This window comes from Nostoc sp. FACHB-110, assembly GCF_014697425.1.
Taxonomy (GTDB): Bacteria; Cyanobacteriota; Cyanobacteriia; order Cyanobacteriales; family Nostocaceae; genus Nostoc_B.
The window spans coordinates 1-23,225 of record NZ_JACJRU010000019.1 but is presented as its reverse complement, the minus strand read 5'-3'; the positions used below and the strand labels follow the sequence as shown (position 1 = coordinate 23,225).

At 39.7% G+C, this 23,225-nt stretch carries 27 protein-coding genes; 15 read left to right on the top strand and 12 right to left on the bottom strand.

What is annotated here, in order from left to right; genetic code table 11:
- Positions 1 to 5: 5 nt before the first annotated feature.
- From H6G69_RS18040 to H6G69_RS18030, 3 genes are all read left to right on the top strand, one after another.
- Positions 6 to 293 (top strand): hypothetical protein, encoded by a 288-nt coding sequence (locus tag H6G69_RS18040; RefSeq protein WP_190690130.1) that lies wholly within the window; start codon positions 6 to 8, stop codon positions 291 to 293.
- Positions 294 to 547: 254 nt separating this feature from the next.
- A complete protein-coding gene (locus H6G69_RS18035; RefSeq protein WP_190690127.1) occupies positions 548 to 817 on the top strand; it encodes a YciI family protein in 270 nt (89 codons plus the stop codon).
- A gap of 493 nt (positions 818 to 1,310) precedes the next feature.
- Positions 1,311 to 1,736 (top strand): hypothetical protein, encoded by a 426-nt coding sequence (locus H6G69_RS18030; protein WP_190690124.1) that lies wholly within the window; start codon positions 1,311 to 1,313, stop codon positions 1,734 to 1,736.
- Between the two features lie 209 nt (positions 1,737 to 1,945).
- On the opposite strand, the gene egtD is transcribed toward H6G69_RS18030, so the two are convergent.
- From egtD to egtC, 3 genes are all read right to left on the bottom strand, one after another.
- Positions 1,946 to 2,980: an L-histidine N(alpha)-methyltransferase gene (gene egtD / locus H6G69_RS18025; protein WP_190690121.1), complete on the bottom strand. Its 1,035-nt coding sequence runs from the start codon at positions 2,978 to 2,980 to the stop codon at positions 1,946 to 1,948.
- A 153-nt stretch (positions 2,981 to 3,133) separates the two neighbouring features.
- Positions 3,134 to 4,387: an ergothioneine biosynthesis protein EgtB gene (gene egtB, locus H6G69_RS18020; RefSeq protein WP_190690117.1), complete on the bottom strand. Its 1,254-nt coding sequence runs from the start codon at positions 4,385 to 4,387 to the stop codon at positions 3,134 to 3,136.
- Complete coding sequence (egtC, locus tag H6G69_RS18015) at positions 4,362 to 5,150, bottom strand: ergothioneine biosynthesis protein EgtC (RefSeq protein WP_190690392.1); 789 nt, start codon at positions 5,148 to 5,150, stop codon at positions 4,362 to 4,364. Before egtC ends, egtB begins: the two co-directional genes overlap by 26 nt.
- A gap of 287 nt (positions 5,151 to 5,437) precedes the next feature.
- Between egtC and H6G69_RS18010 the strand changes: the two genes are divergently transcribed.
- Entirely contained in the window at positions 5,438 to 5,788 is a 351-nt protein-coding gene (locus H6G69_RS18010) for a DUF6717 family protein (RefSeq protein ID WP_190690115.1), read from the top strand.
- Positions 5,789 to 5,820: 32 nt separating this feature from the next.
- Here the strand turns inward: H6G69_RS18010 and H6G69_RS18005 are convergent, their stop codons facing one another.
- Positions 5,821 to 6,828 carry an LD-carboxypeptidase gene (locus H6G69_RS18005; protein WP_190690112.1) on the bottom strand — a complete coding sequence of 336 codons (1,008 nt, stop codon included), beginning with the start codon at positions 6,826 to 6,828 and terminating at the stop codon, positions 5,821 to 5,823.
- 30 nt (positions 6,829 to 6,858) lie between these two features.
- Entirely contained in the window at positions 6,859 to 7,245 is a 387-nt protein-coding gene (locus H6G69_RS18000; RefSeq protein ID WP_190690109.1) for a nuclear transport factor 2 family protein, read from the bottom strand.
- 350 nt (positions 7,246 to 7,595) lie between these two features.
- Between H6G69_RS18000 and H6G69_RS17995 the strand changes: the two genes are divergently transcribed.
- The 4 genes from H6G69_RS17995 to H6G69_RS17980 all read left to right on the top strand — a co-directional run bounded on the left by H6G69_RS17995 (position 7,596) and on the right by H6G69_RS17980 (position 12,365).
- On the top strand, positions 7,596 to 9,818 hold the full coding sequence (locus H6G69_RS17995; protein ID WP_190690107.1) for a CHASE2 domain-containing protein: 2,223 nt from the start codon (positions 7,596 to 7,598) through the stop codon (positions 9,816 to 9,818).
- A gap of 162 nt (positions 9,819 to 9,980) precedes the next feature.
- The gene (locus H6G69_RS17990) at positions 9,981 to 11,009 is read left to right on the top strand and encodes a VOC family protein (RefSeq protein ID WP_190690104.1); all 1,029 of its coding nucleotides are present in this window, start codon (positions 9,981 to 9,983) and stop codon (positions 11,007 to 11,009) included.
- Positions 11,010 to 11,070: 61 nt separating this feature from the next.
- Positions 11,071 to 11,676 carry a YdcF family protein gene (locus H6G69_RS17985; RefSeq protein WP_190690101.1) on the top strand — a complete coding sequence of 202 codons (606 nt, stop codon included), beginning with the start codon at positions 11,071 to 11,073 and terminating at the stop codon, positions 11,674 to 11,676.
- 113 nt (positions 11,677 to 11,789) lie between these two features.
- On the top strand, positions 11,790 to 12,365 hold the full coding sequence (locus H6G69_RS17980; protein WP_190690097.1) for a hypothetical protein: 576 nt from the start codon (positions 11,790 to 11,792) through the stop codon (positions 12,363 to 12,365).
- Between the two features lie 343 nt (positions 12,366 to 12,708).
- On the opposite strand, the gene H6G69_RS17975 is transcribed toward H6G69_RS17980, so the two are convergent.
- Positions 12,709 to 13,149, bottom strand: coding sequence for a molybdopterin-binding protein (locus H6G69_RS17975; protein ID WP_190690094.1), 441 nt, complete (start codon positions 13,147 to 13,149; stop codon positions 12,709 to 12,711).
- A 100-nt stretch (positions 13,150 to 13,249) separates the two neighbouring features.
- Here H6G69_RS17975 and modA point away from each other — a divergent pair, with 100 nt between their 5' ends.
- A complete protein-coding gene (gene modA, locus H6G69_RS17970) occupies positions 13,250 to 14,044 on the top strand; it encodes a molybdate ABC transporter substrate-binding protein (protein WP_190690091.1) in 795 nt (264 codons plus the stop codon).
- A gap of 290 nt (positions 14,045 to 14,334) precedes the next feature.
- Here modA and H6G69_RS17965 read toward each other — a convergent pair whose 3' ends face one another.
- Together H6G69_RS17965 and H6G69_RS17960 are read right to left on the bottom strand one after the other, a co-directional pair.
- The gene (locus H6G69_RS17965; protein ID WP_190690088.1) at positions 14,335 to 14,943 is read right to left on the bottom strand and encodes a hypothetical protein; all 609 of its coding nucleotides are present in this window, start codon (positions 14,941 to 14,943) and stop codon (positions 14,335 to 14,337) included.
- A gap of 181 nt (positions 14,944 to 15,124) precedes the next feature.
- Complete coding sequence (locus H6G69_RS17960) at positions 15,125 to 15,712, bottom strand: thylakoid membrane photosystem I accumulation factor (RefSeq protein WP_190690085.1); 588 nt, start codon at positions 15,710 to 15,712, stop codon at positions 15,125 to 15,127.
- A 328-nt stretch (positions 15,713 to 16,040) separates the two neighbouring features.
- On the opposite strand from H6G69_RS17960, the gene H6G69_RS17955 reads away from it, so the two are divergent.
- The gene (locus tag H6G69_RS17955; RefSeq protein ID WP_190690082.1) at positions 16,041 to 17,378 is read left to right on the top strand and encodes a MurT ligase domain-containing protein; all 1,338 of its coding nucleotides are present in this window, start codon (positions 16,041 to 16,043) and stop codon (positions 17,376 to 17,378) included.
- A 402-nt stretch (positions 17,379 to 17,780) separates the two neighbouring features.
- On the opposite strand, the gene H6G69_RS17950 is transcribed toward H6G69_RS17955, so the two are convergent.
- Complete coding sequence (locus H6G69_RS17950; protein WP_190690079.1) at positions 17,781 to 18,560, bottom strand: hypothetical protein; 780 nt, start codon at positions 18,558 to 18,560, stop codon at positions 17,781 to 17,783.
- Between the two features lie 348 nt (positions 18,561 to 18,908).
- Between H6G69_RS17950 and H6G69_RS17945 the strand changes: the two genes are divergently transcribed.
- The 4 genes from H6G69_RS17945 (at position 18,909) to H6G69_RS17930 (ending at position 21,467) form a co-directional block, all read left to right on the top strand.
- Positions 18,909 to 19,712 carry a type 1 glutamine amidotransferase gene (locus tag H6G69_RS17945; protein ID WP_190690077.1) on the top strand — a complete coding sequence of 268 codons (804 nt, stop codon included), beginning with the start codon at positions 18,909 to 18,911 and terminating at the stop codon, positions 19,710 to 19,712.
- A 304-nt stretch (positions 19,713 to 20,016) separates the two neighbouring features.
- Positions 20,017 to 20,625, top strand: coding sequence for a hypothetical protein (locus H6G69_RS17940; RefSeq protein ID WP_190690072.1), 609 nt, complete (start codon positions 20,017 to 20,019; stop codon positions 20,623 to 20,625).
- Between the two features lie 121 nt (positions 20,626 to 20,746).
- On the top strand, positions 20,747 to 21,001 hold the full coding sequence (locus H6G69_RS17935; RefSeq protein ID WP_190690069.1) for a UPF0175 family protein: 255 nt from the start codon (positions 20,747 to 20,749) through the stop codon (positions 20,999 to 21,001).
- The gene (locus tag H6G69_RS17930; RefSeq protein WP_190690066.1) at positions 20,985 to 21,467 is read left to right on the top strand and encodes a DUF3368 domain-containing protein; all 483 of its coding nucleotides are present in this window, start codon (positions 20,985 to 20,987) and stop codon (positions 21,465 to 21,467) included. Before H6G69_RS17935 ends, H6G69_RS17930 begins: the two co-directional genes overlap by 17 nt.
- A gap of 191 nt (positions 21,468 to 21,658) precedes the next feature.
- Here the strand turns inward: H6G69_RS17930 and H6G69_RS17925 are convergent, their stop codons facing one another.
- A complete protein-coding gene (locus H6G69_RS17925) occupies positions 21,659 to 22,153 on the bottom strand; it encodes a DUF3368 domain-containing protein (protein WP_190690063.1) in 495 nt (164 codons plus the stop codon).
- The gene (locus H6G69_RS17920) at positions 22,150 to 22,398 is read right to left on the bottom strand and encodes a UPF0175 family protein (RefSeq protein ID WP_190690060.1); all 249 of its coding nucleotides are present in this window, start codon (positions 22,396 to 22,398) and stop codon (positions 22,150 to 22,152) included. Before H6G69_RS17920 ends, H6G69_RS17925 begins: the two co-directional genes overlap by 4 nt.
- Before the next feature lie 266 nt (positions 22,399 to 22,664).
- On the opposite strand from H6G69_RS17920, the gene H6G69_RS17915 reads away from it, so the two are divergent.
- Complete coding sequence (locus H6G69_RS17915) at positions 22,665 to 22,814, top strand: hypothetical protein (RefSeq protein WP_190690057.1); 150 nt, start codon at positions 22,665 to 22,667, stop codon at positions 22,812 to 22,814.
- Between the two features lie 72 nt (positions 22,815 to 22,886).
- Here H6G69_RS17915 and H6G69_RS17910 read toward each other — a convergent pair.
- Positions 22,887 to 23,225, bottom strand: a 339-nt coding sequence (locus H6G69_RS17910; protein ID WP_242072100.1) for a DUF58 domain-containing protein, incomplete at its 5' end; no start/stop codon positions are given.

The window sequence follows — 23,225 nt, the reverse complement described above, 5'->3', positions numbered from 1 at the left end:
AGGGTATGAGATATTGGCATTTTTGGTTGAATAGCCTAATTTTATCTAGTGAATATAATCCACCCAGTTTTATAGAAGGGTTGATGTTATTGCTAGCTATGATAGTATTAGCTGCTTGGGGAATTACGCATCAACTAGCATATATAGTATTGTGCCTGAGCTATTCTATCGGAGCCGCCATTTCTATTTTAGTCCGCGAAGCGATCGCACCCTCGCCCCAAACCCGATTAACTCGCATCGCCGCATTATTATTACTACTAATTAGCCTCTACGGTCTTGTCGATTTTCTCTAGATTTTTTTTACTTGGCTTCAGTTTGTTTACTGTAATAACAGTAGATTTTACAAAAGCAGACAGGTAATATATTTAATGCAGTATAAATTAGCAAAATTTCTGAGTTTTTGTTGATTTATACCATTTCACGAAAATTCTGATACAAATACATTGGTTTTTAATTCTTTCTCCCTGCCCCCTGCGACCCATTTGTATCAAACTTAAGTGAAACGGTATTAGACCAAGCCAAATTATGACAGCAAATTTCAAATCTTATGACTAAATATGTAATGTGGGGAACCTACTGCGACGACGTTTTAGAAAAACGCGCACCTCACCGTCAAGCTCATTTAGATGGTTTAGCCGAACAAAAAAAATCTGGCGTGTTGATTACTATCGGCCCTACCAAGGATGTGACTAAAGTTTTTGGTATTTACGAGGCTGACGACGAAGCTACTGTTCGGCAATTAATTGAAAATGACCCTTATTGGCAAAATGGGATTTGGACAGAATATTTTATCAAAGAGTGGATTCAAGCTATCTGAAGTATGAAGTGTGAAGTCTGAAGTCTGAAGTCTGAAGTAGGAAATTTACCAAGCCCTTCTAGCAGGGACGAGGAAACAAGCAAAAGTAACAACGTTGACAACCTGAAAGAAGATTGAAGCGAATTTTTTTAAACTTATTGATTAAGAGAAATCAAAATAAATCTTCGGCAAATCTCCTAATTTTAATTTTAATTATGGGGATTTCCTTGTTGCTGCTTGCCTGTTCCCTGTTTTTTGATGTTTTGACAATTCATCCTTTTAAAATGAATGTGTCAGTTTAATTATTGTCCACTCACTAAATACAACAGGCTGTTAACTACCATGAGAAAGACTAACTTTGAGTAGATACAAATATAAATATACTTGTGCCATTGTAGAAATAGCCGTATACAGCTTAATATTGCTGTTGTCTAAAATCAGAGATAAGAGGATTGGCGATCGCACAGAAAATTTAGTTGTCTACCAATCGTAAGATTTTTTTGAGGGTACTACCATGAAAAATATCCTAAAACGCACATTTCTACCAGGGTTGATGGCGGCTACTCTAGCTGGAACCAGCTTAATTCCCGCTCAACCTGCTTCTGCTGATGACCGAGTTCTCAATAATGCAGCCATTGGTGCTGGTGCTAGTGCATTAACTGGCGCTATAACTGGATGCGGTTCTTTTTTAAATAATGCAGCCGTTGGTGCTGGTGCTGGTGCTGCTGTTAATGCGGCTAATGGTGCAAGAACCAGACAAGCTAGAAGAGCGCGTGGACGTTTACCTGTTCAAGATATCGGTGTAGGTGCAGGCGCAGGTATCTTAACAGGCGCAGTTACTGGTGGTTGTAGAAGCACCTGGAAAAATGGCCTCAATGGTGCGGCGGCTGGTGCTGCTGTTCACCTGTTAGATAAAAGACCCACCTACAGAAGAAGATAATCTGTAATTGGTGATTCCTAATTTAGTCATCCGACGCGAATGATCAATTATTGATTACTAGTCGGGATTTACTGACTGGGTATAAGGGTATAGGGTGTGAGTGTTTTTCTCACTTACACCCTATACTTTAAAACTGCTTCCTTATACTTTTTTTGGTTTGTCTGTGTTGAGGGCTAAGTCAAAATACTAGGGACTAGTTTCTAACTCCTCTATCCTTGCAACTGACACAACAATAAACCAAACCACTGATTTGAATCAGTCCATGTATGAACAGGAACTAAGCCACGGGCGGTAAGTTGTTGCTGTATTTGCTTAAGGTCAAATTTGCGAGAAATTTCGGTGAGAATACTTTCTCCGGCGGCAAAATTGACGGTGAGATTGAGAGCTTTTAATTGGACAGTTTGCGATCGCAGACTTCGCAAATGCATTTCAATGCGACGTTCAGTTTCGTTGTAAAATGACCAGTGTTCAAACTGTGTTGTATCAAAATTACCTTCAAATCGTCGATTTAAATGCTCAAGTATGTTGATATTAAAAGCTGCTGTCACTCCTTGGCTGTCGTTATAAGCAGGTTCTAAAATTTCTTTGGATTTGTGTAAATCTATCCCCAATAAGAAATATTCCCCTGGTTGCAAAGCATTGGTAATTTGCGAAAAGAAAATATCACACTCTTGCGCGTTGAGATTTCCCAAAGAACTACCAATAAAACCTATCATCCGGCTAGGTAACTGAGTTGCCGGGAGTTGGGCTAAAGCCATTTCATAGGTTCCTGCTAGGGCATAAACTTGCAGTTTGGGATAATCTACTAACAACTGCCTAGCACTATTTTCTAGCATTCCAGCACTGACATCTATTGGCAGATAGTGTAGAGGATAGCCTAAGTGCTGATATGCATCTAGCAAAATCCGGGTTTTAGTAGAACTACCACTTCCAAGTTCTACCAATTCACAACTACCGGTGATTTTGGCAATTTCACTGGCGTACTTTTGTAAGATTGCCGTCTCTGTGCGGGTTAAATAATATTCTGGTAACTCACAAATTTCTTCAAATAATTCTGAACCGCGATCGTCATAAAAGTAATATGCAGGTAAAGTTTTAGAAGCTTGCGTTAAACCCCTAACTACGTCTGTTCCCGCCGTGGATGTGACTACTTTGGTTGCTTCTACCAAACGCTGTATTTGCAAACGTTCTTCAATGGTGTTTTGTGAAGTAACTTTGCTGTTCACAGCTTTAGATATTGACATTTAACCTCCACCAAATTGCAGTGTTATAAGTGTGTTTTAAACGTAAACTTGCTCAAGTTAGTGAAACATAGAGCCGTTGCTATTATCATCACGCTAGAGCTAGATAAATCTATACTCCAGGCTAGATTTAAAAATTTTATCCTCAAAATCGCTTTATATGTTTATTAGTCTGATATTTGCAGCACAGCGAAAACCCGCAAAAATTTGCCGGACGCTGGGATAATACCAGTTACGAAAGCTAGAACGCAGTCCCCACGGACGTGTAGCCCAACTACCACCTTTTAAAACGCGGTGTTGGTTGTCAAAATAAACTTGGGAGTAGCCGATATATGGGTAACTTTGGAAACCTGGGTAAGGTGTAAACCATGAAGCTGTCCATTCCCAAACATTACCGAGGGTATCGAATAAACCATAAGCACTTTGCCCAGTGGGATAGGCATTGACTGGAGTTGTCTGACCCACCAGGCGATCGCAATTACAATATTCACTTGTAGGAATTTCTTCACCCCAAGGATAGGTGCGACGACGGTTAGCTTCCCCATCCCAACTCGCCGCTTTTTCCCATTCGGCTTCTGTGGGTAAACGCTTACCCACAAAGTGCGAGTATGCTTCTGCTTCGTACCAACTGACACCACATACTGGATGATTATTATAAGCGCGATCGCTATGCCAATAAAGAGGTTGCTTTACTTGTGCTAATTGTAGCCATTGCCACCCCAAATCTGACCACCACTCACGATTTTCATACCCTCCTGCACTCATAAATTCTTGATACTGTCCACAAGTCACCGGGTAGCGGTCAATAAAGTAAGTATCTAGATATACCCTATGAACTGGAATCTCATTATCCAAAGCATCAATAGAGTTATTTCCCTGCTGAAACTCCCCAGCCGGAATCATCACCATATCATGATGACTGTTATCTGATAACTGATAACTGTTAACTGATAACTGATGACGCTTTGCCATTTCCAACACAAAGCTAAGAATTTCACAGTGTTGGCTTTCGTGTTGAATTAAAAAACGCCACAGACGTTCTTCTGGTTCAATATCAGCCACTTCCAAATGCTCAAGCACCTTTTCTCGAACTGTGTTTAAGTAATAGCGAATTTCTGAACAACTTGGTAATTGAACGCGTTGCGACTTCGGTAAACCATCTGCTGCAAACAATTTGCGGTACTGCGGGAACAAACAGCGCAAACCTGCACTGTGTTCTAACAACCATAAAGACTCGGTGTAAGCAATATGTCCCAAATGCCAACCCACAGGACTAAAATCTGGGTGATACTGACTGCGTAATGTCATATTATCTACACAGTCAAATAGTTTTAGGGTTTTTTGCCGACATTCATTTAAGGCATAAAAAACAGCCTCTTTTGTATTAGATTTGCTCAATTTGGATCTCACAATCTTCTCCTACACTGATAATGCTATTTTCTGGGCAAGGTTTCCAATCACCAGTAAATAATGGCTCAGATGCAATGATTACAGAGTTAGGGAAATTGAGATCATCTCTTAATAAATATAAAGATGGAGCTTGTGAACCCACAGCAAATCGAGAGGCAATTAGGCGTTTACCATCACTCAACACAACATTTGCCAAAACCTTTGCCTGATGGCGTTTTGCCATCTCAGAAATTAATAACAAAGTAGTGCGTAAAGCATACTCAGGAGGACGGTGTTTATTAATTTCTGCCTGAGAAAGTAACAAAGCAAATATATGCTCAGAGTCGGTACTGCCAAAAATTTTGTCGTAAAATTCTGGTTTTAGAGTGCTGCGGATTTTTCTGTGTAAAGTTTGCCGAAAATTTTCAATGTAGCCGTTGTGTAAGAACAACCATTGCTGATGATTAAATGGCTGACAATTAGCAAAATCTAGAGATTGTCCAGGGGTAGCACTACGGACATAAGCTAATACACACTGTGACTCCACATAACGGCACAGATGAGGCAAGTTAATATCATTCCAAATTGGGATTGTATTTTTGTAAATAAAGGGTTCGGTTTCTTTTTGAGTATGATACCAACCCACACCAAAACCATCGGCATTGACTACCCCAGAATTCATTTCTCGTGGTAGATAACTCTGCACAATTAAAGAATGTTCTGGTTTATACAAAAGTTGTTCTAAAGACACAGATGGGCCAAGGTAGGCAAGTAAACGACACATAATGACAGTATTTGCTCCCAATTGCTGTACAGAATAAGCTTGATTGCTGAGAATTGCCTGAATCTTAAATAAATTTGTGCTTTTCTTCCCCGCCTCACCATGTAATTCCAATTTGAAAAATGATGGCGACAGATAAAAGTCTTAAAAGCTGACTAATCAAGCGTTTCATAATCCAAAATGGTAGAAGATGGCTGATGAGCTAAAGTTGTAGATAAACTTATATTATTCTGTCGTAAATTTTAATTTTATCCATAATTATTCCCTAATTAGTTAATCAATAATTCCTCATGACTAACTCAATCATAGTTATTTTCCCTTATAGGCTTAATCAAACATGGGTATTTGATGATGAGCGTTTAGGGTTATTACAAGAACCATTTGTTAGTGGTGTACCAGAGATGATTGATATTTTTGTGCAGGGAATAGCCCATGTAGATGAAGGATTTAAATTGCTGTTTTCTGCTAACCCTTTTCCTACTTATCAAGCAGAACTAATTTGGTTACGAGAAGAATATAGCGGTAATTGGTATCGGTGGAGCGAAAAAAGTCTGGAAGGTTGGCTATGTCCAGCATTATTTAAATATTTTAATCATGCACCCGAAAAAATATATTGTAAAGCTGAAAGTTTATATCTATAGTGATATTTTTTGTCGCTGCACCATTAATAATTTTAGCTCACAGCCGATTCATTGAAACTAATAGTTCCCGCATCCGCATCTATTTCTACATCTAAACCAACTGGCAAAATAAATTTATCTTGAATATGCCCAATCATCGAACCATACCAAGCCGGAATTTTTAATGGCAGAATATGGTCTTGTAATACTTGCATTAAAGTTAGGGATGGCTCATCTCCCATACTACAATCAGTACATTGCCCAAAAATAAACCCAGAAATTCGATTTAGTATTCCGGCGTTTTGTAATTGGGTAAGCATTCTATCTATCCGATAAACATCTTCGTTGGTATCTTCGATAAATAAGATTCGTTGCTGCCAAACAGGGAGGTAGTTAGAACCAAGCATTGCAGCTATAACTGACAAGTTACCACCAACAAGTTTACCTTTGGCTTTTCCTGATACGATTGTTTGTACTTTTCCTTCTTTGGTATTGTTATTTTTTAAAGTTACAGCTTCTGCATTAAATAAAATCTGTTTTAAATAATCCAACATAAACGGAGTCCATGTGGAGGTAGCAACTGGCCCGTGAAAAGTTACAATGCGACTGCGGGCGTTAATTGCAATTAATAATGAAGTGATATCGCTGTATCCCATTAAGATTTTTGGATGAGAACGAATTAAGGGATAATTGAGTAAGGGTAAAATTCGATTACAACCCCAACCGCCGCGCATTGCCAAAATTGCTTTAACAGAATTATCTGCAAACATAGCGTTGACATCTTGGGCGCGATCGCTATCTTTACCTGCTAGATAACCATAATGATCTAAAATGTGGTTGCCAACTTTAGTATTTAACCCGAGTGCGGTAAGATATCCCTTGGCTATTTCTATATATTTGGGATCAAATATACCTGCAGGGGCGATTAAACCTACGGTGTCGCCTGGTTTTAAACGAGGTGGTTTAATAATATTATTGGGAGAGATAGCTAAAGTTTTTAAGGGTATTTGTGTAGCTAAGGTAGCTACACCGCAGGTAGTAAGAAATTTGCGTCTTTCCAAAGTTAGAGTGTCAACAGTAGGGTTTGATATTTAATTGCGTAGTTGCGCTATCATTTGCGCTGGGTTCCAATAAGCGCGAGTAGTTTGAATTTTGGCAGCTGCGTTAATCTCAAAAATTGTAATTCCTGCAAAAGTTACTGATTTACCACTTTTACTCACTCCTTGCATGATCCATTTGACTGCGGCTTCATTACCTGCTACAAAAATATCCTCAGTTGTTGGTGTTAATGTAGCAAATACAGCTTGTAATTGTCCGATAAACTGGCGATAATTTTCTCGAATCTTGACTGGCGGTTCACCGACAGGATCGTGACTGACAGCATCTTCAGCAAAGGTGTCTATCCAGCCTTCTGGATTCATAGCGGCAATGTTGCTAAAGTAGGCGGCAATGATGTTTTCAATGGCTGTGCTTGACATAATTTAGTGATTTAACAAACGGTTATAGATTATACAGGAAGACAGCACTAGGGCGACTGAAGTCACAGCTACACAAACAAAACCCGCCTAGGCGGGTTTCTGTATCCAGTCTTCATGTCAGACTTCACACTACCCTGCGGGAACGCCAAAGGCGAACAGACTTCAGCCTTGTTGAGGCTTGTGAAATCAGTTTCATCGAGACTGCCTTAGCCCAATTACAATTATTGATGTCCACCTAGCAGCTGCAAGTAAATTGCTAGTTTAAATAAAGCGGGGAGTGCAGTATAAAATATAAAGTTTTATCTTTCTGCCTCCAGCATAGCTGCCTTTTGACTCTTAAAACTAACTCTGTGATTAGTGGAATATTACAAAAACTCCGAACGGCTTTAGCACAAGATCAGAATTCTCGTGATTTTTTTGGCAACATTCGCTGGTGGCAAATGGTGATGCTGACTAGCGTAGGGGTGACTGCTGTGGTTTGGGGGATGCGCGAATTGCGGTTTTTACAGTCTTGGGAGTTAAAAGCTTATGACCAATTGTTGCGATCGCGCCCTATAGAACCACCAGATTCCCGCCTTTTATTGGTTAAAATTACGGAAGAGGATATAGCACGCTTCAAATGGCCTTTATCTGATGTCACAATTAATCAGCTATTAGCTAAATTAGAATCTTATCAACCGCGCGTGATTGGGCTAAATATTTATCGCCCAGAACAGCAAAATCTCGCCGCCGATATTAATAAAAATCTGATTATTGCTACTTGTTTATTAAGCAGCCAAGGGAGACATGAAGTTGCACCACCACCTAATTTTCCTATAGATAATATTGGCTATAACGATTTAATTCCTGATAGTCAAGAAGACCAAATTATTCGCCGGGGTTTATTATTCGCTGAACCGACAGATAGCAGTCAATGTACAACAAATTTTTCTTTTGCGGCTTTAATTGCTATTAATTATTTAGAAAAACAAGGCATAAAAATAGACTTTCCTAATAAACATACTTTTAAAATTGGTAATGTAATTTTTCCGATTCTTAAGTCTAATTCTGGCAGTTATCAAGGTCTAGATGCAGCAGGATATCAAATATTATTAAATTACCGTCATCCCAGTCATTTAGCAGAAGAAGTCACTTTAACACAAGTCCTCAAAGGCGAAATCAACCCTAATTTAGTCAAAGACCATTTAGTACTTATTGGGACTACTGCTGCTAGTGTTCATCCTGGGATATATACACCTTATAGTGCTTCTCCCGAACAACCTGCGAGAATGGCGACTGTGTATATCCATGCACAAATAGCCAGTCAAATTTTGAGTACAGTGTTGGATGGTAAACCATTAATTTGGTATTGGCCTAATTGGGCTGAAGTTTTATGGATATGGAGTTGGGCATTACTCGGTAGTATTTTAGGATGGCAAATGCGCCATCCTTTGTTGTTGTTAATTGCTGGGGGGACAACATTAGCGGGTTTAGTGGGAATTTGTGCTGGTTTATTTTTATTATCAGGCTGGATACCGTTGATTCCGCCTGCTTTAGCTTTGATTTTAAGTAGTGTGGGAATGGTGGTATATACGACCTATCAAACACAGCAGCAAACCAAATTAATTATTCTGCAAGTTGAACAACAACAAGAAGCGATCGCCCAATTAAATATACTTTTAAATGAAACTGCTGCGCCTACGCAAGCTAGCATACTGCGTGACCAACATCTGCACTCTGTTTCAGCAGTTTCTCAACTAGAAAAACGCACTGGTGACTTACTTTTAGGTGGACGTTATCAAATTTCTAAAGTGTTGGGTTCGGGAGGATTTGGTCGGACTTATTTAGCTAAAGATACGCAACGTCCAGGTAGCCCCATTTGTGTTGTGAAACAGTTAATGCCAGCACGGCGAGATCCGAAATTTTTACAAGTTGCCCGGCGATTATTTAATACAGAAGCAGAAATTTTAGAAGCTTTGGGAAAACATTCCCAAATCCCAGCATTGTTAGCCTATTTTGAAGACAATCAAGAATTTTATTTAGTTGAAGAATACATTTCGGGACATACACTACACGAAGAATTACCACCTGTGCAAGGTTTACAAAGTGAAAGTTTTGTGATTGAAATGCTCAAAGGTGTGTTAGAAGTTTTAGCATTTGTACATGAACATCGCGTAATTCACCGAGATATTAAGCCACATAATATTATTAGAAGTGCTAAAGATAATCGCTTAGTTTTAATTGATTTTGGTGCTGTCAAATTAATGCAACCCCAAACTAGCGAACAAACAGAATTAGCTACTGTAGCTATTGGGACAAGAGGGTATGCACCCCCAGAACAATTTGCTGGTCATCCTCGTTTATCTAGTGATATTTATGCTTTAGGAATGATGGCAATTCAAGCAATTACTGGTATTGTACCCCAAGAATTACAACCAGACCCAGAAACGGGGAATGTGATGTGGCGACATCTAGTAGAAATTAATGAAGAATTAGCGATGATTTTAGATAAGATGGTACGCTATCATTTTAGCGATCGCTATCAATCTGCTGCTGCTGTTATGCAAGACTTAAATCGAATTACGGAGATTTAAGTGGGATAACAAGAATGTTAGTCTGACGCACAGACGCAGAGGCGCAAAGAGTTATCAAAAGTTCATCTGAGTAATTTGAATGAATATTAATTACGAATTAGACATAACTAATTACGAATTGGTATTGTTTTTTTGGTCAATATCTCAAAAGCGAAATTTAGTATGACTCTGGGACAAGAAACTACAATTGCAGGTATCTATGAAGTATGTATTGGAGTTCCAGACCCAATCTTTGCTATTCAATATTGGGAACAATTTGGTTATCGCATTGGGCAAGTTGGTCAGTTACCTGCGGCTACAGCCTATCAATTATATGGCGTAAATTCTGCGTTGCGATCGATTCGCCTTTACCATCAAAATACAGATCATGGTTTGATTAGGTTGATGGTTTGGCAAAATCCCACGAGTCAAGGCTTGGGACTAGCATCAATGAAAATTAAAGGTAATCGTTGGGCGACTACCTTAACAGCTGATATTTTAACTCTTCTCAATCATGCTGAAGAAGCCAAAGCTGCTGGTTTTTCTATTAGATACAGCTATCCTTATTGGGAAGTCATTTACAATAAAGAACGCAAAAGTCGTCCGTTTATTGACCAGGCGGCAGGAGTGCGAGAAATGTTGTTATTGCAACCTTTGACGCGTCAAGTTTTATTTCAAAGATTTGGCTATACGATACCACATTACGGGCAAATTAACGAAGCCTCTGTGTTTAAAACTAGTCAGTTTACTCACATGGGAATTATTGTTCAAGATGACAGCAAAACCAGCTTGAAATTTTATGAGGATGTTTTGGGTTTATTGCGTGTGCGCGATGATGTGGAAACAAGTTATGAGTCTTCGCCAGCAGGGCGTGATTTATTTGACTTAAAGCCTGGGGAAAAATTTATTGTTACGACTTTTGATGATCCTCGTTCTTCTCAGACTGATTTGATGGCGGCGCGCAGTGGTAGACTTTACGTGATTCGTTTCCCAGAAGCGATGAATATAGAATCTAGATTTGAATTGTCCCAACCAGGAAATTTAGGGATGTCTCTGTATACTTACCGTGTGCGAGGAATTAGCGAATATTGCGATCGCATCAAGAACAGTTCAGTGCTAAATTTTACTAATCTCATCGAAAATGAATTTCGTGAACAAAGTTTTTCTTTCACCGCACCAGATGGTTATTTTTGGAATTTGGTAGAAGGTTAGTTAGAGAGAACAGGGTTTTGAGAATTTTTACTTCATTCGCCTCAATCTGTTGTATATATTTATGCCTAATCAAAAGATTTCCCAAAAATGGTTAATGATGGGATTTATTACTGCAATTTCGACAATAATTGTCGTGTTTTTAACTACAGCATTGAATATATATTTATACGCGAATAACAGTCATCATATTAAAGCAGATGCGGCAATTATTTTAGGTGCAGCAGTATGGAATAATCAACCATCACCCGTGTTTCAAGAACGCATTAATCATGGAATTAATCTGTATAAAAATGCAGATGTAACTAAACTTATTTTTACTGGTGGAGTCGGGGAAATTAATGAACTGTCCGAGGCGGTAGTAGGTAAAAACTATGCTGTGACAAACGGAGTGAAGGTTGCTGATATTTTAATGGAAACGCGATCGCGCACAACATACCAAAACTTGAAAAACGCTTTAGCAGTAGCATCCGGGCAAAATTTAACCAAGTTTTTGATTGTCAGCGATCCTTTACATCTAAAACGTTCCGTATTCATGGCAAAACAGTTAGGAATGGATGCCTATCCATCACCGACACCGACAACACGCTATCGCAGTTTTCGCAGTCAGATAGAGTTTTTGCTGCGAGAAACCTATTTTTATTTAGTATTTTTAGTGTTTAAAATTTAACTATAAATATACTTTCACTTGAGCATTCAAACTTTCTATTTCATCTTGTTTAAACCCGGAGAATAGATGAGAAGATTGGAAGATGTACAAGTAAATGACCAAAAATTTTGCTAATGAGAATTTGGGCTGCAATAGTTGTACTAACTTCTTCTTGGCTGGCCTCTGGGTTGATCGGATCTTCGCCAATCAATGCTACTGTAGCGATCGCTGCACATACCTCAACATCTTCTAGGTCAATTTCTCAAGTAAGCAATACAAAACAAGCGATATCCGTCGATAAAGCTGAATTTGGGGTGGCGAGAGTTGATGCTAGAGGTAAAGTGAACTTCATCCCCACATTCAGAGTACCGCTACAAGAAGGCAGTAAATATGGCTGGCGGATTCAACTAAAAGACTACAAAGGTGAAGTAACATGGCGAGAAGTTCTGCGCCTACCAAAGCCGCCAGAAACTTGGGCTACCGATGATGGTGAAAACTTCACAGTCTCCGCCGACGGGACAGAATCAGTCATGCGGCGCAAAGCGATGGCTACAGACGGCGTAATTGAAAACTTTTGGACAATTGCAGCTGGCGATCCCCCAGGCAAGCATAAAATACAGGTATATGTTGATGATCGTCTAATTGCAACATTTGACTTTGAAGTTTTTCCCGTAGATAGACAAGAGTCAAAAAACCGGAGAAGATTTTAAACTTTTAGGACTGATTTTTTCAGCAATTTTTAACACTTATGGGATAAGTTTCTTCACCCCTGCACCACAGGCGAGAAAACTTATCCCATTTTAATAAAGCACAAAATGTAATAGCAAAGTGCTGAGTGTAAACTCAATATTATCAGGAGTTTCAGCCATCAACATAGTTCTAATTTAGGCTGCCACTATTGTCATAGCAAAAAACGACAGAGGTATACTAGCCTCGAATCCTTAGTCTTGAATCTATATTCCTTTTACGCCACTCAAAAAGCTTTCAAATCATATAGTAGTCCTAAATAAGAGCCAAATAAATTTGTTTCTCCAACTATGTTTCCTGCTATAGCTATTCTTTAGCAATCACAATATCATTAGATTTAATTACTGCATAGGCTTCTTGTCCCTCAGCTAGTTCTAACTCTTCCGCAGAGGTTTTAGTAATCATTGAAGTTAATTCAACTTTGTGAATAACTTCGATTGTCACCTCGCAATTAACAGCCCCAGGAATAACTTTTTTCACAACTCCCTTCAAAATATTACGTGAACTAACTTTTAAAGGTTTCTTTTGAATAGTCATTTCCAACTCAGGTACTTCTTGAGTCGCTTCTTTCTCAACCTTTTTAGTCGGTTTTGATGTTTTTGGTGCTTGGTGCTTATTCAGACCACGCACTAATTCCCGAAGAATCTCGGTTTTGGTGCGCTGAGAGTCTTGACAGAACTCCTCTAAAATTTTTCGCTCCTCTTCCGATGTTTGAAATGTGATCCATCCTTGTTCTTTTCTTGGCATAATGTTACCAATTAGGTTGGTAAATACGGTAATGACGCTTGGTAAAATCCTACCAAGCGCCATCAAATTGCAGAAGAATCTATTACTACACCCTTTCTCTATGAAAAGAAGACAAATTATTGCCTTTCTTGGTACTGCATTTGCTAGTTTGTTGCTAGCTGTTTGCTCACCTTTAATTGTACCTTCTGCGGTCACAGCACAGTCAAACGTCAACTTGCTTGTTTCTGCGGCTGCGAGTTTGAAAGACGCATTGGAAGAAATTAAACCTCTGTATCAACAAAGTAAACCCAATGTCAACATAAATTATAACTTTGGAGCCTCCGGTGCATTACAACAACAAATTGAACAAGGCGCGCCAGCTGATATTTTTATTTCGGCTGGCAAAAAGCAAGTAGATGCTTTAGAACAAAAAGGGCTTTTAGTTCCTGGTACTCGCTCTGTCCTGGCTAAAAACCGCCTTGTTTTAGTCATCCCTAGAAATAAAACTGGTATCACCAGCTTGTTCAACCTGCAAAAACCGGAAATTAAGCGTATAGCTATTGGTGAACCAAGAAGTGTTCCCGCAGGTCAATACGCCCAACAAGTCCTGCAAAAGCTAAAGATTTGGCCGCAAGTGACTGGAAAACTAGTTTATGCCAACAACGTGCGTCAAGTTTTAGCAGCAGTGGAAAGTGGCAATGCTGATGCAGGGTTAGTTTACGCCACAGATGCCAAAATCTCAGACAAAGTAAAAGTAGTTGTAGCGGCGGATGAAAAATACCACTCCCCAATTATCTATCCACTGGCTGTGTTAAAAAGCAGCAAAAATGCCAATGCTGCCAAAGAGTTTACCCAATTTTTAACTAGTCCACCAGCTAAGGCTGTATTGAAAAAGTATGGCTTTATTTTGTCTTGAGGGTACTAAAAATTAGAGCAATAGTTCAAGGGGTGAAAATCGCCTTTAAAGCCAGCTAGATAAAGGTTTGGGCGATACAGATCCCTTGAAACCATTTGTTTTAAACAAAGAAACGGCTTATGTTAGGATAAGACTTTCGTGCCATAAGCAACTATGTAAATATACTTGGTAATCCCCGCCTGGTCGCCTTTAGGTCTTCCTTTGGGAGAAGATTTAGTGATATTGAATTAGTGGCGTGTCAGAATTCCCCAGTAATTGATTCTGAATTCTTCTTCGATGTGAATATTTTTTTAACCAATAGGTGAATTTCCTGGATTGACTGCATGAATATATTCACTACCAGAATGCGGTCTACCACGTTTATAACTAGCTTCTTCAGGATTACCCCATCCTAATTGTAAAATCATCTCTAAAAAATTAGGATTTTCCCACTTCCACAAGCTAGCCCATTCTGTTCTTTGAGCAATTCTTTCAACATCAGATACAGTAATTAATTGATGTTGTTTACTATTATTAAAACTTAAATATAAGTCCATATTCATAGTGACTTCATCCCAAAAATTCAATATAGAATTTTTGGCAGATTGTAATATTGCCAAGTCACTAGCAAGGGCTACTAGTTGGTTATCTACTTCTGGATAGCGCAAAGTTTTACCTTTGACTGTCATCTCGCGCCAGACAATACCTGAGATATCATGTTCTCTTTGATAATTGTGAATAGCCGCCTTGAAATCTTGATAGGCAGTGAACTTTTGGAACCCCTCGGTTCTGATAAACTGGTCTATTACAGGATTGCCAGAGACTGTTACTTCTAACTTCAGACGCTCTCCTTTTAGACAAGCTTGGCGTTCGGCTGCCAAAATTTGGATTAGCTCTTCGGTAGTGTAAACTTTTGACATCAGTGATTAGTCAAGGGTCAAGGGTCAATAGTCAATAGTCAATAGTGTTTAACTTTAGACTATTAATTAATTTCCACAGTTGGGACAACAGGTTTTTTAAAGATTATCCTTTGCTGAATGGGCGATGCAGTAGCAGACGGTACTAAAAATTAAGGTAGACCATCTCGGTCTACCTTGGCAGTTATTTCGTTAACTCACTACTAAATTCGTTAAAGGAACGACGTTTCAATTCCACTGACTCAGAACGTGGTAATAAATCAAACACTTCTCTAAATTTATCGTCGATTTCCTCAAAAGGTACTTGACCTTTTTTGTTTAACATTACCTGTCCTGACTGGTTCAAAACCACAACTTGAGGGACAGCACCAGTATAGTAATATCCTGGTTCGGTGGGATCATATTTTTCTTTGACTGGAATTGTATCAACATCAACAGGAATAATTTCGGCAGCGCGTCCGTAAAATTCCTGGACACGAGAAATTACAATGGCATATTTTTTGCAATCGCTACTGTCATCTACATAAAACGCTAAAAATGTAGGTTTATGTTCTGCTAAAGTCTGTGCTAGCGTCTGTCTGGGTGGAACTAAAGAACCATTGCCAGCATAAACGACAAACATATTGCCATCATAATTATCATCATTAATACCAGCGAAAGCGGGTTTTATACTGAAAATCAGTAGACAAACAAGCAATAACAGGCATTTGGATACCAACCGTCGCCAGTCAGCCATTCGTTTTTGTAAAAAAATCAACTTTGTAATATTCATCAAAAGGAACCTTGCAAGCTACGATTTGTCGTAAGTTTGTGCTGAATTCGGCAACCTGGGCTGGATAAGTAATTACACCCGCGCACTATTTTTTAAGATAACGTCTTAAGGATGAAGTATGAAGTGTGAAGTGTGAAATTGATTTTTCAGCAACCCTTTCGGGTTAGGGTTGTAATTTAAAAAGTATGAAGTCTGTTCCCTATCCTCTTTTAAACTTCAGACTTCAGACTTTCTCAGTGCTGGCTTTTTGAGTCAGGATTCGCTAAACTCACAAGATTAAATTTGCAACTAGATTAATTACCAACCATCAGAAGATTCAGGTAAAGAAGTGGGCAAGAAAATTAAACTGATAGATAGACTGCGCCTTGGTTTGGCGGTATCGGTGGCGAAAACTGTCACATTTGCGGTGCGATCGCTGCGCTTAGGTGCTGCTAGTGTATTACCAGGCTCAATTGCTCGGCGGATTGAACCTCGACTGTTGCAATTGTTGAGTCAGCAGGTAAAAAATGGCGTAATTATCATTGCGGGGACGAATGGTAAAACAACTACGTCGCTGCTGTTAAAAACTATTTTGGAACGTAAAGGCTACCACATCACCCATAATTCTACAGGTGCAAACTTAGAAAATGGCTTGATGACAGCTTTACTAGAAAACACTAACTTGGTGGGGACGCTGAATGCTGACTACGCCATTTTGGAAGTAGATGAAAATATCGTTCCCAAGGTATTAACACCACTCCAGCCACGTATTATTCTGTGTTTAAACTTGTTCCGTGACCAACTCGACAGGTACGGCGAAGTAGATACCATCAGTAAACGCTGGACAAAGGTAATTACGACACTTCCCAAAGAAACAGTCGTAATTCCCAATGCTGATGACCCGACTTTATCGCATCTTGGTCAGCAGTTACCGCAACGAGTGTTATTCTTCGGCTTAAATGAACCAGAACAGTATCTAGAATCAATTCAACACGCGGTAGATTCTATTTATTGCCCTAATTGCGGACATTCTTTAGATTATCAAGGTGTGTACTTGTCTCACTTGGGCGATTTTACTTGTCCCAGTTGCGGTTTTAGCAAGAGTAAACCAACTCTCGAAAGTAGCGAGTGGGGACAAATTCTGGTTGGTTTGTATAACAAATACAATACTTTAGCTGCTGCCACTGCGGCTATCGAATTAGGTGTTGATGAAACCACAATTAAAGATACTATTAATAATTTCCAAGCTGCATTCGGTAGGGCGGAAGATTTAATTATTGATGGGAAAAAGGTCAGAATTTTATTATCTAAAAATCCTGTAGGCACAAATGAAACTATTCGGGTGGTGAATCAAAGTACTGATAAAACTACACTGATGGTTTTAAACGATCGCACCCCCGATGGTACTGATGTATCCTGGATTTGGGATGTAGATACCGAAAAATTAGTCGAACGCGGCGGAACTATTGTGGTGAGTGGCGATCGCGTTTATGATATGGCTTTACGTCTGCGTTATAGCGAAAAGTCTGTGGAGAGTAATTTAAACTTAATTGTCGAGGAAGATTTACGCCAAGCGATCGCAACTGCTCTTAAGCATACACCAGACAATGAAACCTTACACATTCTTCCTACTTATTCCGCTATGTTAGAAGTGCGCGAAGTCCTCACCGGGAGAAAAATTCTTTAGAAAATGGGAAATTGTAAATAGGAAATTGATACCAATTCAATGTTAAGTTGCACATATCTTGATCCCCCTAAATCCCCCTTTTTAAGCTACCGTGTACGCACAAATCTGGGTTGAGTGCATCTATCCCGCCTCGGAATTAATTCCGAGTCTCACAGCACAAGTCCTCTTCAGAGGACTCAACTAGAAATCTATTTCAGTTCACTTAAGTGGACTTTGGCTATGAGCCTGGAACTTTAGTTCAAGGCGGGATGCGGTTTCATACAGCAAATTTTTGACTTGTGTATACACCATAGCCATTTTTAAGGGGGGGTTAAGGGGAATCGAATTCTATGCAGCTTTATAAAAAACTTTTATGAGAAGCTTTTTTATCATCTTTCTCATCTCCCTTATTTTTCTCACTATCTAAACTAAATAACTGGTATTCGGGACAATAGGAAAGAAAGCATATTCATACCAAGCAGTCCAAATAAAACTTCTCAACCACCGTTGACGCTTTTCGGGAGTAAGTTCATATTCAAATACCCCCCTAGATGTATCAATCGAAGATAGGTGAGAATTACAACCACAACCATGTTGATAGGTAAATCCATATTTAGAGGCGATACTTTGCACCTTCATTTGCATCGCAAAAACCTTACCTGCGTGTAATATTGCATCCCAAGAACGCTTATGTTTAATATCTCGCTTATCAAATCTTAGGGCGCGTTCTTCAAACACATGATCGCGGTAAATTGGTGCTAGATGCACATGATAAAAACTTGCTGGTAGTTCATAACCAAATTCTTGAAAAAGTTCTACTCCTATCCGCGCTACTTTTAATTCATTGGCAAACTCTTCGCCCTTAGATTCTAACTCTTCAAGCAGTGTCGCAAAATCTGGATAGCTAGGTTTTAGAAAGTCATAACCGGAAAATTCTAGGGTTTCCCAAGCTAACTTGCCAAATAGTTGGCAGAATGACGATTTAAGATATTCTAATTCTGGACGTTCGTTAAATAAGTCAACATCACCTTGTTCTAACTTATATTGAAATAACTGTGCCATCTCAACATAAATTTGTGGTTCAGGGATGCCTACATCTGCCACTCCGTTAGCAATATCTTGCCACACAGCAGGTAGTTGAGACACAGGAACGGCATTTTCATATGCAATTACCGTCAAATTAGGAGCTTCAATTGCTTGCATATAATCTCCATTTTAGATATTCACAATTTGTCGCTTAGTTAAACAAAGTTAACTTGTTCATACTTGGAAAAAACAGTGTAACTGTTTACCCAAAGATTTAGTAAATTTACAGTGACCTGTGGAGATTATGACTGTCTGACAATTACAAAACTGTGACCTAAAATACTGAAGCTTAGGGATAATTGCTATATGGCAATCCAAAAATTTTAACTACCAAACCCATTACTAAGGACGAATTCACGATATGCTGACCGCAGCATCTCTGGTTTTTGGATATGCACCGGATTCTGTAACCATAGGGAGAAAAAAAGTTATAACTTATCAGTTAACAGTTATAAGTAAAGATTTATGAGTTCTGAACAATTAGAATTAACTATTGGTTGGTTATATCCCACCTTAATGAGTACCTATGGCGATCGCGGTAATGTTATTACTATAGAACGCCGCGCCCAATGGCGAGGATACAGCGTCAAAGTATTACCCTTAGACCAAAACTCTACAGCCGAAGATATTAAATCTGTCGATGTGATTGTGGGTGGTGGCGCACAAGACCGTCAGCAAGAAATCGTCATGCGTGATTTGCAAGGCGCGAAAGCTGACGCAATGCGCGAAAAAATCGCCAATGGCACACCAGGAGTTTTTACCTGCGGTTCACCCCAACTGCTAGGACATTATTATGAACCCGGACTAGGACAACGAATTGAAGGGTTAGGAATCCTCGATTTAGTTTCCATTCATCCTGGAGAAAATACCAAACGTTGCATTGGTAACTTGGTAATTGAAGTTACAGCTTCGCGCCTCGCCAAAGATTTAGCAGAAATGACTGGTAGCAAACCTTATCTCGTTGGTTTTGAAAATCATGGCGGACGCACCAAGTTAGGCAAAGTAGAAGCCTTGGGACGAGTGGTGTATGGTTTAGGCAATAATGGCGAAGATGGTACAGAAGGTGCATTTTATCAGAATGCGATCGCAACTTATTCTCACGGCCCCTTATTACCAAAAAATCCCTTTGTTGCAGACTGGTTAATTCAAACAGCGTTGCGGCTGAAGTATCAACAACCCATCAGCTTGAAACCTTTAGATGATGACCTCGCTATGCAAGCACGAGAAGCTATGCTCAAGCGGTTGAAAGTTGCAGTACCATCTTCTTGATGACCAAGCCCCGTTGGGGCGGGGTGTGGGGTGTGGGGTGTGGGGTGTAAGGATTTTGAACCAGTACACCCCTATACCCCTGAACCCCTAAACCCTCGCCAAAACCCTTGATTTTTCGTTTTGATGCGTAAGTCCTAAGAATGTTGATTGCACAGGCTATTACAGAGGAAATCCCCATTATCAGTGCTGATGTTGCGTTTGATGCCTACTCACTTAGGCGATTGTGGTAAAGATTCTTAAGTGATCAAGAAGTACAATGATTGTAAACATCATTGATTAGTTAGGGTTGGCGATCGCCATTATCATGAGCAAAGCCAGGATTCTCGACCCATCTGAGAGCTATACTTTCAGCAAATACGCCGAATTAGCTTATGATAGTGCCGATATCCTAGCTGAATTTGGTGTTACCCTCAACAATACTTCACTCCAACTTCCACAACAGTTACCAATAGATCCTGAACCACTGAGAATAGAATTACAAGAAAATCTGACTTTGGTAGATCCTGTTTCTGAGATAGCTAGACGTGAAGCACTGATATTTCCAATTCTCAAAACAATTTGTAAATTTATTCAAGTACCACTCAAAATTGAATATCCTGTACGAGTAAATAATTGGCTTAGGGGCAGTTTTGATTATTTCATTCCTACTGCACAAAACTTATTAGTAATTGAAGCTAAAAATGCTGATTTAGCAAGAGGTTTTACACAATTGGCGGTAGAATTAATTGCTCTCGATCAATGGACTGATTCTACCGTTCCAATGCTTTATGGGGCTGTGACAACAGGTGATACTTGGAAATTTGGAGTTTTTCAGCGTCAAGAAAAAATAATTCTCAAAGATATCAATACTTATGCTGTTCCTAGTGATTTGAATTTAGTGCTTTCTGCTCTGTTTGGTATCAGTTTAAGTTAGAAACGCCAGATAATGATATATAATTACATAGTGGAAAATCACAAATGCGTTAAGCTCCCAAGTTTGATTGCTGGATATACCATGATAGTAATAGACAAACCTTTACAACTTGAAAGTAAAGATGGGACTACAAATTTCGATTTCTGACTCTATTGTGCAAGCCCTTCGCCTACCTGAGCAGCGTATTGAACAAGAATTGCGTCAGGAATTGGCTGTTGCTCTTTATGCACAAGATATTCTCTCCTTTGGGAAAGCGCGAGAACTCGCAGAGATGGAAAAATACGAATTTGGGCAGTTGCTTTCTCGTCGTGGAGTTACACGACATTATGGTTTTGAAGAATTAGATGATGATTTAAGCTATGCCCGTAGTGAGTAACACTTCACCAATTCTCAACTTGGCGATTGTGGATCAGTTGGAACTCCTAAGTCGGCAATTCAGCGAAATTCTGATTCCCCGTGCGGTGGTGGATGAATTAAAATTTGATGAAGAACGACCTGGTTCTCATATCATTCGGGAAGCAATTTCATCTGGATGGATTCGAGTACAACAGGTGAGCAATGAATCTCTTGTTCAACTGCTGAAGCAAACACTGGATCGAGGGGAAGCAGAGGCGATCGCGCTTGCTGTTGAACTTAAAGCAGATTGGATCATCCTAGATGAACGTGAAGGGCGCAAAATTGCTAAATCTTTAGGGCTGAAAGTAACAGGGATTTTGGGAGTTTTGCTGCGGGCCAAACAGCTAGGTGAACTGGAATCATTACAGCCTGTTACTAACGACTTGATCAATAAAGCTGGATTTCGGATTTCACCAGAACTATTGGCTCAAATTTTAGCCCAGTAAAATTCTTTGGGTAAATTGTAACAATTATTACTGATTTAATCTCATATTAATCATTTTATTTTAATATTAGTTTAGGCGATCAGCTACGCTGGGCGGTTACGCCATCGCTTCCACAGTCACAGTCTTAAATGCGATCAGCTACGCTGGGCGTTTACGCCATCGCACCTTTAATCAGTGCTGGCAAGGAAAAACTAAGTTTCGTTGACTATAATCAAAATTTGGTTGTACAGTGCTGAAGATACTCGAAACTCTGAGGTAGCAATCAAAGTATCCATCAGAGGTTTCACAGCTAAAATTAAATTTTTTCGTTTTGCCTCAACCAAAATACCCAGTAGCCCAGTAATTTTGATTCCTAAACGGTCGGCTTCTGCTCTACCACGACGCTCATCAATTAGTAGTAAATCGGCTTGAAGTTCCAACGATAGGGTAATTGCTTCAGATTCCCCAGGATCTAATCTCACTTCACTTTGAAGCCGTTCTACAAATTCACGGTTAGCAATTAATTTGACTTCTAACCAAGTAGCTGTTTGGACTTCCACAGTTCCTGGTACGGGTGGGTCGATGTCTACAAGTTCACGATACACTGCCTCTGGAATTATGACTTGCTCGTAGAGAAGAGGCAGAAGCCTTAGCTGGTCTATTGCTGCCAAATTCGTGATTGCTGATGTATCGCTAATGACAATCACAATCGCCCCAACTCTTGTAAGTTTTTCAAATCTAACTCAAAATCTTCAACATCATAGGAATACAGCGCAATTTTTCGCTCTTTCAGCAGTTGGCGAAACGTATTGAGGGGCATATCTGCTAACTGGCTGGCGTAGCCAAGGGTTAAACGACCACTTTGAAACAGATATATGGCAATTTCCTGGCGGAACTCACTTGGTGTCATTTGTGAGGCTTGCAGGATTTCATCTGAGATGACAACGCTCATGAGAAAACTAACTTAAAGATCACTCTTTCATTTTAATCTGGGCGATCGCTTTATCATAGAATATGAAAAAGCAATCTTCATATTGAAACGAAGCTCGAAAATTTACTACATCCCCTGCATTGGGTTTGTTATGCCGTGATCGCTACATCAACCAAATTCAGCTAGTATGTACGCTTGTATTAATTCCATTCACAATCTCTTGGAAAGACGTGGATTCCAGAACAGAGATAAGGTTTACCGCTTTTGCTAATAAGTAAGCTCACATCTTGCACCTAGCCCCAGCGAATGGAATTCGCGGCTATACAAACGAAGTCCGCCTACGCGGACTGACGAGAAATCAAGGGTTTGGAACCCGCGCAGGCGGGTTTTGTCTGTGTAGCCGCGACTTCAGTCGCAGGCGTGCAAGATATGAGTAAGGTCTGTCTTAATATTCATCTTTACTCGGCAGCACAATCTGAATGGGTTTCCCTTGATCGTCAACTCCCTTTTCAAACACAAGCAATCGGGGGTTGGGATGACTGATTGTAATCCAGGGTGAGATAATCAATTAACTTACCCAGATGAGATTGTCCGCGTTCTGGGGAAACCCATGTGTGCATTTGGTGGTCAAATACACCCACCCCGACGCGATCGCCCCGATGTAATCCGGCTAATGCTAATGATAAAGTAGCATTTAAACCCCAATCAAATCGCTGTAAGCCATGAACTCGCGCTGTCATCAAGCGACCGCGATCTAATAAAATAATCAAGGTTTGTTCTTGTTCTGGTTCTAATACCCTGACTAAAGGCGGTGTATTGCCACTAGTTCGCCGGGCAGTAGCTTTCCA